This window comes from Dehalococcoidia bacterium (assembly GCA_035574915.1).
Lineage (GTDB): Bacteria > Chloroflexota > Dehalococcoidia > DSTF01 > WHTK01 > DATLYJ01.
This window is the reverse complement of the sequence record DATLYJ010000072.1, coordinates 1-14822: the sequence shown is the minus strand read 5'-3', so window position 1 is coordinate 14822 and position 14822 is coordinate 1. Positions and strand designations below refer to the sequence as shown.

The window sequence follows — 14822 nt, the reverse complement described above, 5'->3', positions numbered from 1 at the left end:
GGGGCAAGGTCTGCACGGTGGAAACCCTCACCCGCCGCGGGACGGACTACTTCTTCGCCCACCCCGACGACTTCGTCCAGAACGTCACCGCCCACGACCAGGACGGCAAGCTCGCGCCGCGGACCTTCCGCCAGACGTTCGCCATCGTCTTCGCCTACAACCGCGCCGAGGGCACGCTGGAGCTGTTCGCCAAGGTGCCGCCCAAGATCAAGCCGCGGCTGGAAGAGCTGTTCGCCCAGATCGTCCTGGGCGTCGAGCTGGAGGACTGGAACCCCGACGCGGCCTACGACCTGAACGGGCTCAAGCACCGGACCTTCTCCCTGGCCACGGACCCCGAGGACTGCGTGCGGGCGCGCGTCCGCCGGCTGCGGCTGTCGTTCAAGAACAGCCACCGGCGCATGGTCCTGGAGGCCGACCCCGACGCCGGCCCGGACGACGTCTACGACATGCTGGACGAGGTCCTCAACAAGGAGCGCGTGCCGCTGTCGTCGGTCAACGTCACGATGGTCACCTTCTGCTTCGAGTTCCTGCCGCTCGACGGCCGCAAGCCGGGCACACTGACGTTCGACGTGGCGTACCCGAGCAGCTGCAGCCTGCGGAACCAGCGGCCCGAGCGGATCGAGCTGGCCCAGAAGTACCTCAAACGGTGGAACATCGATGGTGTCCGATCCGTTGCCCCTGATGTTGCAGCGGCTGGATGACGAGCCGCCGGTGTTCTTCGCGGAGGAGGCCCACAAGCACCTCGGCCCCGCACTGGAACGGCTGGTCGGCCTCGGGCTGTTGCGCGAGACGACGCCGGCCACGTCCGCGCCGTGCTGGGACTGCGGGCGCGGTTACGTCGGCCGCGTCGAGTTCGTCACCAGCAGCCGGACGGGGCGGCGGCACGCCTACATCCCCTGCCCGGAGTGCGGGGCCGTCGAGGTCCCGCTCGACCGCCTGAAGCGGTGGGCCGTGGACGTACCGGCACTCCTCGCCGCCGTGTCCGACGCCGCGGGCGTCCGCGGGCCGCCCGCCGAGGCCGTGACCGGGCACCTCTGGCGCGTGGGCAAGGCGACCTGGGGGCAGCGCCCGCGCGAGGTCTACTTCGCCCGGCACGTCTACGAGGATAGCCGCCCCGCCCTCACCGCCGAGATGTCCCGCCGGCCCAAGGCCCTGCTCTTCTTGCCCACGGAAGCGAGCGTCCGGCGCTGGGGCAGCGCGACCACGAACCTGGCCATCGCCCTGGAGTCCGTGGTCACCTTCGGGCCGGCCGCGCTTTCCTTCGACATGGCCTACGTCGAAAGCCGGCTGACCGACTCGGGGCTGACCGACGGGGTCAAGGCGAAGCGGCCGCCCCGCAAGCGGGCCGAGCGGGCCGGCAAGATCGAGGCGCTGGTCCGTGAGATGGCGGAACACCTCTTGGCGGCCAGGGACTACGCTTACGCGACCAAGGAACGGACGGGCACCCCGGAGCTGCTCCCCCGGCCGAGCCAGAAGGACCTGGCGAAGCGCACCGGGCTGACGAAGGCCGACGTCAGCCGCTGCCTGGCCGACGAGTCGGCGCGCGAGCTGCGCCTGTACTGGGAGACGGCCCTGGACCTGGACCAGATCATGCGCTGGAAGGGGAGGCCGCGCGGGCAGAAGACGGGGTAGCGGGTTGCAGTTGCACCGGTTTCGTGCAACTGCAACTCGGGAATTCGTGACCTGATCGAACGGCGGCGCAACGACTTCAGTTGCGCCGCCGTTTTTTCGCGCGCCGGTCATGCAACCCGGCCGGCGGGTGGTCGCTGTGCAACGGGCACGGCGGGATCAACCACCCGTTCGGGCAAAGGGTCATGAAACCAGACACGAGGCAATCTCCAACTCCCCAACCCCATCCTCACAGTTCGGCGAGTCCGAAACAGCTCGATGCCTTCGCGGCGCGCCTGATCCGCCGCAAGGCCCGGCAGCTCGTGGGCCGGGCCGGCTTCACCCGGAGTGACCGGGACGACATCGAGCAGGAACTCGCCCTCAAGCTGCTCAAGCAGCTGTCGGCCTTCGACCCCGGCGAGGCCCACTGGCACGTCTTCGTCACCACCGTGGTCGAGCGGTACGCCGCCAGCCTCCTCCGCGACAAGCGGGCGGAAAAGCGCGACCACCGGCGGGCCACGTCGCTGCACGTCCTGATCGAGACCGGCGACAACGGCCCGGTCGAGCTGGCCGAAACGGTCGGCCGGCGCGAGCAGGACGCCCGGCTCGGCCGCGACCCCCGCAGCGACGAGGAGCGGGCGCAGCTCGCCGGCGACGTGGCCGACGTGCTGGCCGACCTGCCGGCGGACCTCCGGGACGTGGCCGAGCGGCTCAAGCACGACTCCGTCTCCCAGGTAGCCCGCGACCTGGGCCTGCCGCGCACGACGCTGCTGCGGCGAATGGAACACGTCCGCCGCGCCTTCGAGGGCGCGGGGCTACGGGATTATCTCTGAGCCCTGCGTCAACCCGCCTGCGGACCGGGTAGGTCTACGGGTAGAGGCCCGTCATTCGGAAGAGGCGCGACATGACCAAGGAACTCTACCGCTACTCCTTCCCGCCGCACGTCCCGCTCGAGGAGGTCGAGGCCACGCTGCTGTTGGCCATCTGGGGCACGGAGAGCCTGCACGGCGAAGCCCAGGTCCGCCTCGACGCGGCCCATCTCTTGGACCGCGACCGGCGTGCCTGCGTCATCGACGCGGGCACGCCGGTCGGCCGGGACTGCAACCGGCTGTTCGTCGGCTTCATCCGCCGCGAGTTCGGCGCGGACGGTTTCCGCGTCGAGCGCGTCACCGACAAGACCAACCACCAACCCGAGGAGGTCCACGCATGAGCCTCTTGGCCCGCGTCCAGCGGGGCCGCACCCCGAAGCCGCCGCGACTGCTCGTCTACGGCACCGAGGGGATCGGCAAGTCCACCTTCGCGGCCGGCGCGCCCAGGCCGGTCTTCGTCCAGACCGAGGACGGCCTGGACGAGATCGACTGCGACAAGTTCCCCCTGGCGACCACCTACGACGAGGTCCTAGCCGCGCTGGCCGGGCTGCGGGCCGAGCCGCACGAGTACGAGACGGTCGTCATCGACAGCCTCGACTGGCTGGAGCGGATGATCTGGGACAAGGTCTGCCAGGAGTCCGGGGCCAAGAGCATCGAGAAGGCCGACGGCGGCTACGCCAAGGGCTACACGCACGCCCTGACCTACTGGCGCGAGGTCGTCGAGCACCTCAACGCGCTCCGCAACACGCGCGGCATGGTCGTCGTGCTGATCGCGCACGCCAAGGTCGAGAAGTTCGAGGACCCGGAGTCGTCGCCCTACGACCGCTACTCGCCGCGCCTGCACAAGCACGCCAGCGCGCTGGTCAGCGAGTGGTGCGACGCGGTGCTGTTCGCCACGCGGAAGGTCCGCACGCAGACGGAGGACGCCGGATTCGGCCGCAAGCGCACCATCGCCCACGCGCTGGGCAAGGACGGCGGCGAGCGCGTGCTGCGGACCGTCGGCGGCCCCTCGTGCATCGCCAAGAACCGTTACGGGCTGACCGAGGACCTGCCCCTGTCGTGGGCTGCCTTCGTCGCGGCCCTTTCCAACCACCAACCCACCCAAGGAGCGAACGAACATGGCTGACCTCCGTGGCTTCGACGCCAACCATGTCGAACCGACCAGCGACTTCGACCCGATCCCCGCCGGCAAGTACCTGGCCGTCATCACCGAGTCGGAGATGAAGCCGAACAAGGCCAACACGGGCCACTTCCTCCAGCTCACCTTCCAGATCGTCGAGGGGCCGTACAAGAACCGCTACCTGTGGGCGCGGCTCAACCTCGACAACCCGAACGCGACGGCGGTGCAGATCGCCCGCGCCGAGTTGTCCGCCATCTGCCGGGCCGTGGGCGTGCTGGCCCCCAACGACTCGGTCGAGCTGCACAACCTGCCCCTGGTCATCTCCGTGAAGTGCAAGAAGCGCGACGACACCGGCGAGATCACCAACGAAATCAAGGGCTACACGAAGAAGGAAGCCCTGCAGCCCGGGACGGCAGGCACGCAGCCGTCCGCCAACAGCACGCCGCCGTGGAGGCGCAACTGATGTTCGAGGCCGAGCTGCCCTACCCGCCGTCGATCAACCACTACTGGCGGCGGGTGGGGTTCCGCACCCTGATCAGCCGCGAGGGCCGCCGCTTCCGCCAGCGCGTGCTGGCGATCCTCGCGGCCCGGCGCGTCAACCCGCTGAGCGGACCGCTGGCGGTGGAGGTCGATGTCTACCCGCCCGACCGCCGGCGGCGCGACATCGATAACGTGCAGAAGGCCCTCCTCGACGCCCTCCAGCACGGGGGCGTCTACGGTGACGATAGCCAAGTCGTCCGGCTCGCCATCGTCAAGTGCGACCCCGTCGAGGGCGGGAAAACCGTGGTCCGCGTCCGGTGCGTCTGATGCTGCTCTTGCGACCCTACCAGGAGGCGGCCAAGGCCGCGCTGTACGACCACCTGCGCGTGCGGGACGACAACCCGTGCGTGGTGATCCCCACCGCTGGCGGCAAGACGCCCGTCATTGCGTCGGTCTGCAAGGACGCCGTGGGCCTGTGGCAGGGCCGCGTGCTGATCCTGGCCCACGTCAAGGAGCTGCTGGAGCAGGCGGCCGACAAGCTCAACGCGGTCTGCCCCGAGGTCCGCTTCGGCGTCTACTCGGCGGGCCTCAAGCGCCGCGACACCGCGCACCCGGTGATCATTGCCGGCATCCAGTCGGTCTACAAGCGGGCCTGCGAACTGGAGGCGTTCGACCTCGTCGTCATCGACGAGGCGCACATGATCCCGCCCGAAGGTGACGGCATGTACCGCCAATTCCTGGCCGACGCCCGCACCATCAACCCCAACCTGCGGATCATCGGCTTCACGGCGACGCCGTTCCGCCTCAAGACCGGGTCGATCTGCACGCCGGACGGCTTCCTCAACCACGTCTGCTACGAGGTCGGCGTCCGCGAGCTGATCGTGGGCGGATACCTCTGCCCGCTGGTCACCAAGGCGGGCAAGGCGAAGGCCGACACCAGCGGGCTGCACGTCCGGGGCGGCGAGTACATCGCCGGCGAGGTCGAGGACCTGATGGACAACGACGCGCTGGTCGAGGCCGCCTGCGACGAGATCGTCGAGCAGACCCGCAGCCGCAATGCGGTGCTGATCTTCGCCAGCGGGGTCAAGCACGGCGAGCACATCGTCTCGGTGCTGAAGGCGAAGTACGGCATTGACTGCGGCTTCGTCACCGGCGACACGGCGCTCGACGAGCGGGACGCGACCCTGGCCCGGTTTAAGGCCGGCGTGCTCAAGTACCTGTGCAACGTCAACGTGCTGACCACCGGCTTCGATGCGCCGAATATCGACTGCGTGGCGCTGCTGCGCCCGACGCTGTCGGCCGGGCTGTACTACCAGATGGTCGGCCGCGGCTTCCGCCTGCACCCAAGCAAGGCCAACTGCCTGGTGCTCGACTTCGGCGGCAACGTGCTGCGGCACGGCCCCGTGGACCAGATCAAGGTCAGGGAGCGCGACGCCGGCGGCGGGCCGGCCCCGGCCAAGGAGTGCCCCGAGTGCAATTCGGTCATCGCCGCCGGCTACGCCCGCTGCCCCGACTGCGGCTACGAGTTCCCGCCGCCGGAGCGACAGAAGCACGACGCCAAGGCGAGCGAGGCCGGCATCCTCTCCGGGCAGGTGACGACCAAGAAGTACCCCGTGCGGGACGTGTTCTACAGCGTCCACCGCAAGCGCGGCGCGGGCGACGACGCCCCGAAGTCGATGCGCGTGGACTACAAGGTCGGCTTCCACGACTTCAAGTCCGAGTGGGTCTGCTTCGAGCACACCGGCTATGCCCGGCACAAGGCAGTCGCCTGGTGGAAGCGGCGCTCGCCCGATCCAGTCCCGGATACTGCCGAGGAAGCGGTTGCCCTGGCGCAGGCGGGACGCCTGGCCCCCACGCGGGAGATCACCGTCCGCAGTGTCACCGGCGAGGACTACGACCGAGTCATCGGCTATGAACTCGGCGACATCCCTCCGCCGCTGGAGGGCGAGCATCTGGCCGATGATGCCCTCGGCGATCTGCCTGAGAACGCGCTCGACTTCCCGTTCGGGTACAACGCGGTCACCGCGGAGGAGGAGATTCCGTGGTGACGCCGAACGAGCTGCTGACCGCCGCTCTCCGCTATGCCGAGCTGGGCTACCGGGTGTTCCCCTGCGCGCCCGGCACGAAGGTCCCGCTCACCGAGCACGGCTTCCACGACGCGACCATCGACCCCGACCAGATCGAGCGCTGGTGGACGCAGCACCCCAGCGCCAACGTCGCCGTCGCCACGGAGGGGCTGGTCATCATCGACATCGACGGCGACGCCAACTCCTGGCCCGGCGGCAACCCCGAGCGGATGTTCGACCTGGCGGCGGGGCCGATGGCCATCACGCCGCGCGGCGGTAGCCACCGCGTGTTCCGCCAGCCGGCGGGCAAGGGCTGGCGCTGCACCGAAGGGCGGCTCGCCCCGAAGGTCGATACCCGCGCCGACGGCGGCTACATCGTGGCCCCGCCGTCCGTGATCGAGGGAGGGAAGGCCTACCGCTGGGCACCGGGTCTGGAGCTGGACGACCCGCCCGACCGCCTCCCCGAACCGCCGCCGTGGTTGGCCCAGGAACTCGACGGGTTGGCCAACGGAACGCCCACGTCGGCCCACGTCGCGGCCGGTCCGCCCGAGGCGAACCAAATCCCCAAGGGGCAACGGAACGCGACCCTGGCGCGCCTGGCGGGGGCGATGCGGCGGGTGGGGATGTCCCAGGCCGAGATGGCGGCGGCGCTCCTCCGCGTCAACGCCGACCGCTGTGCCCCGCCGCTGCCGCCGCGCGAGGTCGAGCGGATCGCGTCGAGCGTCGCCCGCTACGAGCCGGACCAGGTCGCGGTCGCGCTGGCCGAGAACCACTGGGACCAGATGTACGCTGAGGGGCCGGGCGACGAGGCCCCCGACAACCCGGACCCCGGCCCGATCCCCGACGAGCTGCTTTGCGTCCCCGGCTTCATCGGCGAGGTGATGACGTACACGCTCCAGACCGCGCCCTACCCGGAGCGGGCGCTCGCCTTCTGCGGGGCGCTGTCGCTGCAGGCGCTGCTCGCCGGCCGCAAGGTCCGCGACGCCGCCGATAACCGCACCAACCTCTACGTCCTCGGCCTGGCCAACTCCGGGGCGGGCAAGGACTACCCGCGCAAGGTCAACCAGAAGGTGCTGCTGGAGGCCGGACTGACCGAAAGCCTGGGCGACACCTTCGCCAGCGGCGAGGGGATCGAGGACCGGCTGTTCCTGCACCCGTCCGTGCTGTTCCAGACTGACGAGATCGACGGCCTGATGACCAAGATCAACCTCGGCAAGGACGCGCGGCACGAGGGGATCATGAACGTGCTGCTCAAGATGTACACCAGCGCCAGCGCGCTCTACCCGATGCGGGTCAAGGCGGGCAAGGAGCCGGGCGTCATCGACCAGCCGTGCCTGTGCATCTTCGGCACCGCCATCCCCAAGCACTACTACGAGGCGCTGTCGCTGAAGATGCTCACTAACGGCTTCTTCGCCCGCATGCTCATCCTCGAGACGGGCAAGCGCGGCCGGGGCCAGGACGCGGTCGTCCGCGACCTGCCGGCGCCGGTCCTGGCGACGGCGCGATGGTGGGCGGACTTCTGTCCGGGGGAGAAGCGTGGCAACCTGGCGGACTGGCACCCCATCCCCAAGGTCGTCGAGGCCACGCCCGAGGCCGCCGACGTCTTGCGGGCATTTCGCCAACGGGCCGACGACCAGTACTCGCTGGCCGAGGACAAGGGCGACCCGGTGGGCATGGCGATTTGGGCGCGGGCCAACGAGAAGGCCCGCCGGCTGGCGCTGGTCTACGCCTGCAGCGCCAACCACCTCGACCCGCGGATCGACGCGGACGCGGCCCGCTGGGCGTGCGCCTTCGTCGAGCACCAGACCCGCCGCATGCTCTTCATGGCCGGCGAGTACGTCAGCGAGAACGAGTTCGACGCCCGCTGCAAGAAGCTGGTGGTGACGCTGCGCAAGTGGCAGGAGAAGCACGGCGACGCCTGGATGCCCTTCTGGCAGATCAACCGCAAGCACCCCTGGAGCGAGCGCGAGCACGAGGAGGTCCGCACCACGCTCTTGAACCAGCGGCTGATCGAGTACACGGAGGTCCGCACGGCGGGACGCCCCAGCAAGCTCTACCGGCTGCTGGGGGCCTCTTGACCGGGGCGGCTCGCAAGAGGGCTTCTTGCGCGTGCAAGAAGGGTGGGGCGGGGAGCAAGAAGTCAAAAGGTCGGCAAGAAGGTGGAGGTCGAAACATGCGAAGAGACAAGGACATTCAGCCGCTCCCCTCCCTTCTTGACTTCTTGCACCCCCTATCCCTCGCGGGCGAATCCGGCCCGCCCGCGCGCATACGCGAGGGAGGGGGAGCAAAAGGTCAAGAAGTCGTCGGGTAGGTACTTCCCGCCCGTTCTGCGGCCCGGCCCCGCGGCGGGAACAGCCGCCAAGGTAAGCAGAGTTTGTTTTCGAGGTCCGAACTTCCCCGGAGCAGAGGAGCCATGAAGATCGAGCTGCGGAAGCTGTCCGAGATCAAACCTTACGCCAACAACCCCCGCCTCAACGACGACGCGGTCGAGGCCGTCGCCGCGTCGATCCGCGCGTTCGGCTTCCGCCAGCCGATCGTGGTGGACGCCGAGGGCGTCATCGTCGTCGGCCACACGCGCTACAAGGCCGCGCTGAAGCTCGGGCTGGAGCAGGTGCCGGTCCACGTCGCCACGGACTTGACGCCCGAGCAGATCCGGGCCTACCGCATCGCCGATAACAAGAGCGCCGAGCTGTCCGACTGGGACTACGACCTGCTGCCCATCGAGCTGGGCGAACTGCAGGGGATGAACTACGATCTGGGCCTGCTCGGCTTCGACCAGGACGAGTTGGCCCGGCTGCTCGACCCCGGCGTCAAGGATGGGCTGACCGACCCTGACGAGGTGCCCGCGCCGCCCGACGAGGCGACCACGCGTCCCGGCGACCTGTGGCTCCTCGGCGACCACCGCCTGCTGTGCGGCGACAGCGGCAAGCCCGAGGACGTGGACCGGCTGCTCGAAGGCGCGGCGATCCACCTGGTGAACACCGACCCGCCTTACAACGTGAAGGTCGAGCCGCGGAGCAACAACGCCATCGCCGCCGGCCTCTCCTCCTTCGAGACGACGCATCACCAGAAGATGGACGTGGTCCGGCACCCGGAGAAGGCCAGGCCGACCGGCAAGAAGCTGCGGGCCAAGGACCGGCCCCTGGCCAACGACTTCGTTTCGGACGAGGCGTTCGAGCAGATGCTGCACGCCTGGTTCAGCAACCTCGCCCGCGTGCTGGAGCCGGGCCGGGGCTTCTACATCTGGGGCGGCTACGCCAACTGTGCCAACTACCCGCCGGTGCTGAAGGCCGCGGGCCTGTACTTCTCGCAGGCGATCATCTGGGTCAAGGAGCACCCCGTCCTCACCCGGAAGGACTTCATGGGCAACCACGAGTGGTGCTTCTACGGCTGGCGCGAGGGCGCGGCCCACGTCTTCCTCGGTCCCAACAACGCCGTCGATGTCTGGTCGGTCAAGAAGGTCAACCCGCAGAACATGGTCCACCTGACCGAGAAGCCGGTCGAGCTGGCCGTCCGGGCGATCCAGTATTCGTCGCGGCCCGGCGAGCACGTGTTGGACCTGTTCGGCGGGTCCGGCTCGACGCTCATCGGCGCAGAGCAGACCGGGCGCAAGGCGTTCCTGATGGAGCTGGACCCGCTCTACTGCGACGTGATCGTCCAGCGCTGGGAGAAGTTCACCGGCCGCAAGGCGGAACGGATCGCCGCGCCGGAGGGGGTGCCGGCATGATCTACCTCGCCAGCCCCTACTCGCACCCCGACCCGGCCGTGCGCGAGCGGCGCTTCCGTACCGCCTGCCGCCTGGCCGCCGCGTTCCTGCGGGCCGGGATGTTGGTCTTCTCGCCCATCGCGCACAGCCACCCGCTGGTCGAGTTCGGCCTGCCGACCGACTGGCGGTTCTGGGAGCGCTACGACCGTGCCCACCTGGAGCGGTGTGACGAGGTCGTGGTCCTGATGATGGACGGCTGGAAGGAGAGCGCGGGGGTGCAGGCGGAAGTGCGGATCGCGCGGGAGCTGGGCAAGCCGGTCCGGTTCCTCGGCGTGGAGGAGGCCCACGGTTCGCCCACGTTGGCCCACGTCGGGCCGGGGGTGGCGAGTTGACCCGAACCCCGGCCAACGAGAAGAGGCCCCGCGTGGGGGCCTCGTGGGCGAACGGGTGGCCAAGGGCGGGGCTACGCCGCCCCGTTGAGGGCGAACTTGCCCCGGTCGGCCTTGTAGAACCGGGCGTCCTTCCCCTTGGCGGTGATCTCGCGGAGGATCGCGGCGTAGAGCGTGGCGTCGGGCGTCTTGCCGCCGGGGCTGGTCCAGTACCCCTTGGCCGCCATCGCCTCGATCATCTCCTTGCAGCTCATCGCCCCGCCGGCCTCGCCCAGCACCTTGGCGGCGGCGTCCAGGGCGCTGACCTTCCTGGCCTTGGGCTCGGCCTTCGCCTTGGCCTTCCGCTTGCCCTTCCCCTTGGCCGGTTCGGGGGTGGGCTCTGCGGCCGACGTCTGAACCTGCTCGACCTGCGCGGCGTCGGCCTTCGGGGCCTTCTTCGCCTTGGCAGTCTTCGGGGCCTTCGTCTTGGGGGTCTTCTTCGCGGACATCGGTCTTCTCCCGTGTTGCGGGGTGTCGTGGGTCGGCCGCGCGACAGTCGCGTGGCCACGTCAGGTCAGGACAGTTACCTCGGGCTCCGGGAGGACAGCAAGCCAAGTTCGACCGGAATTCTCCAGGTTTTTCAGGGGGCGGAATCATGGCCGAAAACCGCGAAGCGACGCCCGCCGCGGGCCTGAACCCGAACGCCCTGACGCCGACAAACGCGGCCCGGCTGCTGACGAAGGTCGGGGGTCAGCCCGTGACCCCGGAGATGCTCCAGGCGGACCTCGAGGCGGGAGCACCGGCGAACGCGGACGGGACGATCAACCTGGTCCACTACGCGGCGTGGCTGGTACGGGAGATGGCAAGTGGCGATTGACCCCCGGCGCCTGCGCCCGAGCGAGCTGTGCCGCCTGCTGAACTCCACGCCGCTGGGCGAGGTGATCAACGAGCGGCAGCTCCACCGCCATCGGAGCCGGGCCGGCCTGCGCATCGGCGACGCCCGGCACGTGGACCTGTTGCGCTACGTCGCCTGGCTGGTGCAACTGCGGCACGCCCCCAGGCCCGAGCCGGTGGGCGACCCCTACGAGGTCCTCAAGGGACGCGCCCGCGCCCGCAACATCGCCCTGTCGCTGGCCGGCCGGGACATCGGCGAGCTACCGGCCGTCGTGAACGCGGGGAGGAAGGCGAAGGCGGCGTCTGACTTCCGTTTCTTCTGCGAGACGTACTTCCCGCTCACCTTCCACCTGCCGTGGTCCCGCGACCACCTGAAGGTCATCGCCCGCATCGAGCAGGCCGTGCTGCGCGGGGGCCTGTTCGCGCTCGCGATGCCGCGCGGCTCGGGGAAGAGCACGATCTGCGAGTGCGCCTGCATCTGGGCGGTGCTCTACGGGCACCGCGAGTTCGTGTGCCTCATCGGCTCGGACGAGGGGCACGCGATGGACATGCTCGACTCCATCAAGATGGAACTCGACGGCAACGACCTGCTCTTGGAGGACTTCCCCGAGGTCGTCTACCCGATCCAGTGCCTCGACGGCATCGCCAACCGCTGCAACGGCCAGCTCTACAAGGGCGAGCGCACCCACATCGGCTGGACGGCCCGCGAGGTCGTGCTGCCCACCATCCCGGAGAGCAAGGCTTCGGGCGCAATCATCAAGGTCGCGGGGATCACCGGCCGCATCCGGGGCATGAAGTACAAGCGGGCCGACGGCCGGACCGTCCGGCCGACGCTCGTCGTCCTCGACGACCCGCAGACGGACGAATCGGCCCGCAGCCTGTCGCAGTGCGCCACGCGCGAAAGCATCCTGGCCGGCGCGGTCCTCGGCCTGGCCGGACCCGGCAAGAAAATCAGCGGCATCATGCCCTGCACGGTGATCCGGCCGGGGGACATGGCGGACAACATCCTCGACCGGGACAAGCACCCGGAGTGGAACGGCGAGCGCACCAAGATGGTCTACTCGTTCCCCGCCAACGAGAAGCTCTGGCAGCAGTACGCCGAGCTGCGCGCCGACAGCCTGCGGCGGGGCAACGCCGGCGAGGAGGCCACGGCGTTCTACCGCGCCAACCGCGCGGCGATGGACGAGGGGGCAGTGGTCGCCTGGCCGGAACGGTTCAACCACGACGAGCTGTCGGCCGTGCAGCACGCCATGAACCTGAAGCTGCAGGACGAGGCCGCCTTCTTCGCCGAGTACCAGAACGAGCCCTTGCCCGAGGAGGCGGCCGACGCCGACGAGCTGACGGCCGACCAGATCGCCAGCAAGCTGAACCGGATGAAGCGCGGCGAGGTGCCGGTCGGCTGTAACCACCTGACCGCGTTCATCGACGTGCAGGCCAACCTGCTCTTCTATGTCGTGGCTGCCTGGGAGGACGATTTCACCGGCTACGTCCTCGACTACGGCACCTTCCCCGACCAGAAGCGGCCGTACTTCACTCTCCGCGACGCCCGCCTCACGCTCGCGGCGGCGACCAGGGCGAGCGGCCTGGAGGGGGCAATCTACGCCGGCCTGGAGTCCCTGACCGTCAGCATTCTCGGCCGGGGCTGGCGGCGCGACGACGGGGCCGAGCTGCGGGTCGAGCGCTGCCTGATCGACGCCAACTGGGGCTCGGCCACGGACGTGGTCTACCAGTTCTGCCGGCAGTCGGCGCACGCCTCGGTGGTCATGCCGAGCCACGGCCGGTTCGTCGGCGCGTCGAGCCAGCCGTTCAGCGAGTACAAGCGCCGGCCGGGCGACCGCGTCGGGCACAACTGGCGAGTCCCCAACGTCCACGGCAAGCGGGCCGTCCGCCACGGGCTCTACGACACCAACTACTGGAAGACCTTCGTCCACGCCCGCCTGGCCGTGCCGATGGGCGACCGGGGCTGCCTGTCGCTCTTCGGCGACAAGCCCGAAGCGCACCGGCTCTTCGCGGAGCACCTGACCGCCGAGTATCGCGTGAAGACCGAGGGGCGCGGCCGCACCGTGGACGAGTGGAAGCAGCGCCCCGAGCGGGGCGATAACCACTGGCTGGATTGCCTGGTGGGCTGCGCCGTGGCGGCGTCGATGCAGGGTGCGGTCCTCTTCGGCACCGACGGCACCGCCCCCGCGAAGCGCGAGCGCGTGAGCTTCGCCGCGATGCAGCGGAGGAGCCGGCGATGAAGGCGGCGCGGGCCAAGCGGGAAGACTTGGGCATCCAATGCCCCCGGTGCGGCTGCCGGCATTTCCACACCACGCACACCGAGCCGCTCCGCGATGGCCGCATCCGCCGGCGGAAGGTCTGCCGCCACTGCGGGCGCAAGGTCATCACCTTCGAGGCCGTCCCTTCCCTGCCGCGCGGGCGGGATTGCTAGATGTAGCACGATCTCCTGTTTTTCCCTCACTCCCTGCGTCAACTCGCTCCCGCACCGGGTAGGTACACGGATAGAAGCCCACCGCCGGGCTTCGCGCGGGAGCGACGCACATGGCCGACGACCTCGAAGACGAAATCCGCAAGAACGCCGAGGGGCCGGCGAAGGCCTCCGGCGATGCCGGCAGCGTCGAGCAGCACCCGCTCCCCGACCAGATCGAGGCCGACCGCTACCTCGCCTCGAAGGAAGCCGCCAAGGACAAGAAGCGCGGCCTGCGCTTCAACAAGTTCGTGCCGCCGGGGGTCAACTGAGTGTTCCGCTGGCTGTCCAACCTGTTTGCCGCTGCCAAGCCGGCCCGGCCCGCTCGGGGCCGGGCGGTGCGCGTGATCCGCGCCCGCTACGACGCGGCGGTGACCAACGACGACAACCGCCGGCACTGGGGGAACGCGGACGGACTGTCGGCCAACGCCGCCAACAGCGCCGAAGTGCGGCGCGTGCTGCGGAACCGGGCGCGTTACGAGGTCGCCAACAACAGCTACGCCAGGGGGATCGTGCTGACCCTGGCCAACGACGTGATCGGCACCGGGCCGCGGCTGCAGATGCTCACGGACGACGCCGAGGCCAACCGGCGGATCGAGCAAGCGTTCGCAGCCTGGTCGAAGGCGGTCGGCCTGGCCGACAAGCTGCGCACCATGCGGATGACCCGCGCCCACGACGGCGAGGCGTTCGCCATCCTGACCAGCAACCCGAAGCTGCCGACGCCCGTGCAGCTCGACCTGCGCCTCGTCGAGGCCGACCAGGTCTGCACGCCGGACCTGTTGGCCCTCGACGCCAATGCCATCGACGGGATCGTCTTCGACACGGCCGGCAACCCGGTCGAGTACCACGTGCTCCGGGAGCACCCCGGCGAGACGAGCCGGCGCTACTTCCTCGACTATGACCGGCTACCGGCCACGTCGGTGGTCCACTGGTTCCGGCCCGACCGCCCCGGCCAGGCCCGCGGCGTGCCGGACATCACGCCGGCCCTGCCGCTCTTCGCCCAGCTGCGCCGGTTCACCCTGGCGGTCCTCGCGGCCGCGGAGACGGCCGCTGACTTCGCCGGCATCCTCTACACCGACGCGCCGGCCGGGGGCGAGGCGGAGGCGGCCGAGCCGTTTGAGCCGATCGAGCTGGAGCAGCGGGCGCTGGTGACCATGCCGGGCGGCTGGAAGATGAGCCAGCTGCAGGCCGAGCAGCCGGCAACCACCTACGCCGAGTTCAAGAAGGAGATCCTCAACGAGATC

16 protein-coding genes are annotated in these 14822 nt (G+C 69.7%); 15 read left to right on the top strand and 1 reads right to left on the bottom strand.

Annotation, left to right across the window (positions count from 1 at the left end; genetic code table 11):
* The 11 genes from VNN10_06845 to VNN10_06795 form a co-directional block, all read left to right on the top strand.
* On the top strand, window positions 1-701 hold a 701-nt coding region (locus VNN10_06845; GenBank protein HXH21728.1), incomplete at its 5' end, for a hypothetical protein.
* Window positions 658-1632 carry a hypothetical protein gene (locus tag VNN10_06840; protein ID HXH21727.1) on the top strand — a complete coding sequence of 325 codons (975 nt, stop codon included), beginning with the start codon at window positions 658-660 and terminating at the stop codon, window positions 1630-1632. The genes VNN10_06845 and VNN10_06840, both read left to right, overlap by 44 nt.
* Window positions 1633-1814: 182 nt before the next feature.
* Window positions 1815-2441, top strand: coding sequence for a sigma-70 family RNA polymerase sigma factor (locus tag VNN10_06835; protein ID HXH21726.1), 627 nt, complete (start codon window positions 1815-1817; stop codon window positions 2439-2441).
* Between the two features lie 71 nt (window positions 2442-2512).
* On the top strand, window positions 2513-2818 hold the full coding sequence (locus tag VNN10_06830) for a hypothetical protein (GenBank protein HXH21725.1): 306 nt from the start codon (window positions 2513-2515) through the stop codon (window positions 2816-2818).
* A complete protein-coding gene (locus tag VNN10_06825) occupies window positions 2815-3603 on the top strand; it encodes an ATP-binding protein (protein HXH21724.1) in 789 nt (262 codons plus the stop codon). The genes VNN10_06830 and VNN10_06825 overlap by 4 nt, the downstream gene beginning before the upstream one ends.
* The gene (locus tag VNN10_06820; protein HXH21723.1) at window positions 3596-4060 is read left to right on the top strand and encodes a DUF669 domain-containing protein; all 465 of its coding nucleotides are present in this window, start codon (window positions 3596-3598) and stop codon (window positions 4058-4060) included. Before VNN10_06825 ends, VNN10_06820 begins: the two co-directional genes overlap by 8 nt.
* Window positions 4060-4404 carry a RusA family crossover junction endodeoxyribonuclease gene (locus VNN10_06815; GenBank protein HXH21722.1) on the top strand — a complete coding sequence of 115 codons (345 nt, stop codon included), beginning with the start codon at window positions 4060-4062 and terminating at the stop codon, window positions 4402-4404. Before VNN10_06820 ends, VNN10_06815 begins: the two co-directional genes overlap by 1 nt.
* Entirely contained in the window at window positions 4404-6125 is a 1722-nt protein-coding gene (locus tag VNN10_06810) for a DEAD/DEAH box helicase family protein (GenBank protein ID HXH21721.1), read from the top strand. The genes VNN10_06815 and VNN10_06810 overlap by 1 nt, the downstream gene beginning before the upstream one ends.
* Window positions 6119-8221 (top strand): bifunctional DNA primase/polymerase, encoded by a 2103-nt coding sequence (locus tag VNN10_06805; GenBank protein HXH21720.1) that lies wholly within the window; start codon window positions 6119-6121, stop codon window positions 8219-8221. Before VNN10_06810 ends, VNN10_06805 begins: the two co-directional genes overlap by 7 nt.
* A gap of 335 nt (window positions 8222-8556) precedes the next feature.
* Window positions 8557-9870 carry a DNA modification methylase gene (locus VNN10_06800; GenBank protein HXH21719.1) on the top strand — a complete coding sequence of 438 codons (1314 nt, stop codon included), beginning with the start codon at window positions 8557-8559 and terminating at the stop codon, window positions 9868-9870.
* Window positions 9867-10241 (top strand): DUF1937 family protein, encoded by a 375-nt coding sequence (locus tag VNN10_06795; GenBank protein HXH21718.1) that lies wholly within the window; start codon window positions 9867-9869, stop codon window positions 10239-10241. Before VNN10_06800 ends, VNN10_06795 begins: the two co-directional genes overlap by 4 nt.
* 71 nt (window positions 10242-10312) lie before the next feature.
* Here the strand turns inward: VNN10_06795 and VNN10_06790 are convergent, their stop codons facing one another.
* Window positions 10313-10726 carry a winged helix-turn-helix domain-containing protein gene (locus VNN10_06790; protein HXH21717.1) on the bottom strand — a complete coding sequence of 138 codons (414 nt, stop codon included), beginning with the start codon at window positions 10724-10726 and terminating at the stop codon, window positions 10313-10315.
* Window positions 10727-10872: 146 nt separating this feature from the next.
* Here VNN10_06790 and VNN10_06785 point away from each other — a divergent pair, with 146 nt between their 5' ends.
* The 4 genes from VNN10_06785 to VNN10_06770 all read left to right on the top strand — a co-directional run.
* Window positions 10873-11094: a hypothetical protein gene (locus VNN10_06785; GenBank protein ID HXH21716.1), complete on the top strand. Its 222-nt coding sequence runs from the start codon at window positions 10873-10875 to the stop codon at window positions 11092-11094.
* The gene (locus VNN10_06780) at window positions 11084-13351 is read left to right on the top strand and encodes a terminase gpA endonuclease subunit (protein HXH21715.1); all 2268 of its coding nucleotides are present in this window, start codon (window positions 11084-11086) and stop codon (window positions 13349-13351) included. The genes VNN10_06785 and VNN10_06780 overlap by 11 nt, the downstream gene beginning before the upstream one ends.
* Before the next feature lie 301 nt (window positions 13352-13652).
* Window positions 13653-13850 carry a hypothetical protein gene (locus VNN10_06775; protein HXH21714.1) on the top strand — a complete coding sequence of 66 codons (198 nt, stop codon included), beginning with the start codon at window positions 13653-13655 and terminating at the stop codon, window positions 13848-13850.
* A partial coding sequence (locus VNN10_06770; GenBank protein HXH21713.1) for a phage portal protein occupies window positions 13851-14822 on the top strand: 972 nt, incomplete at its 3' end.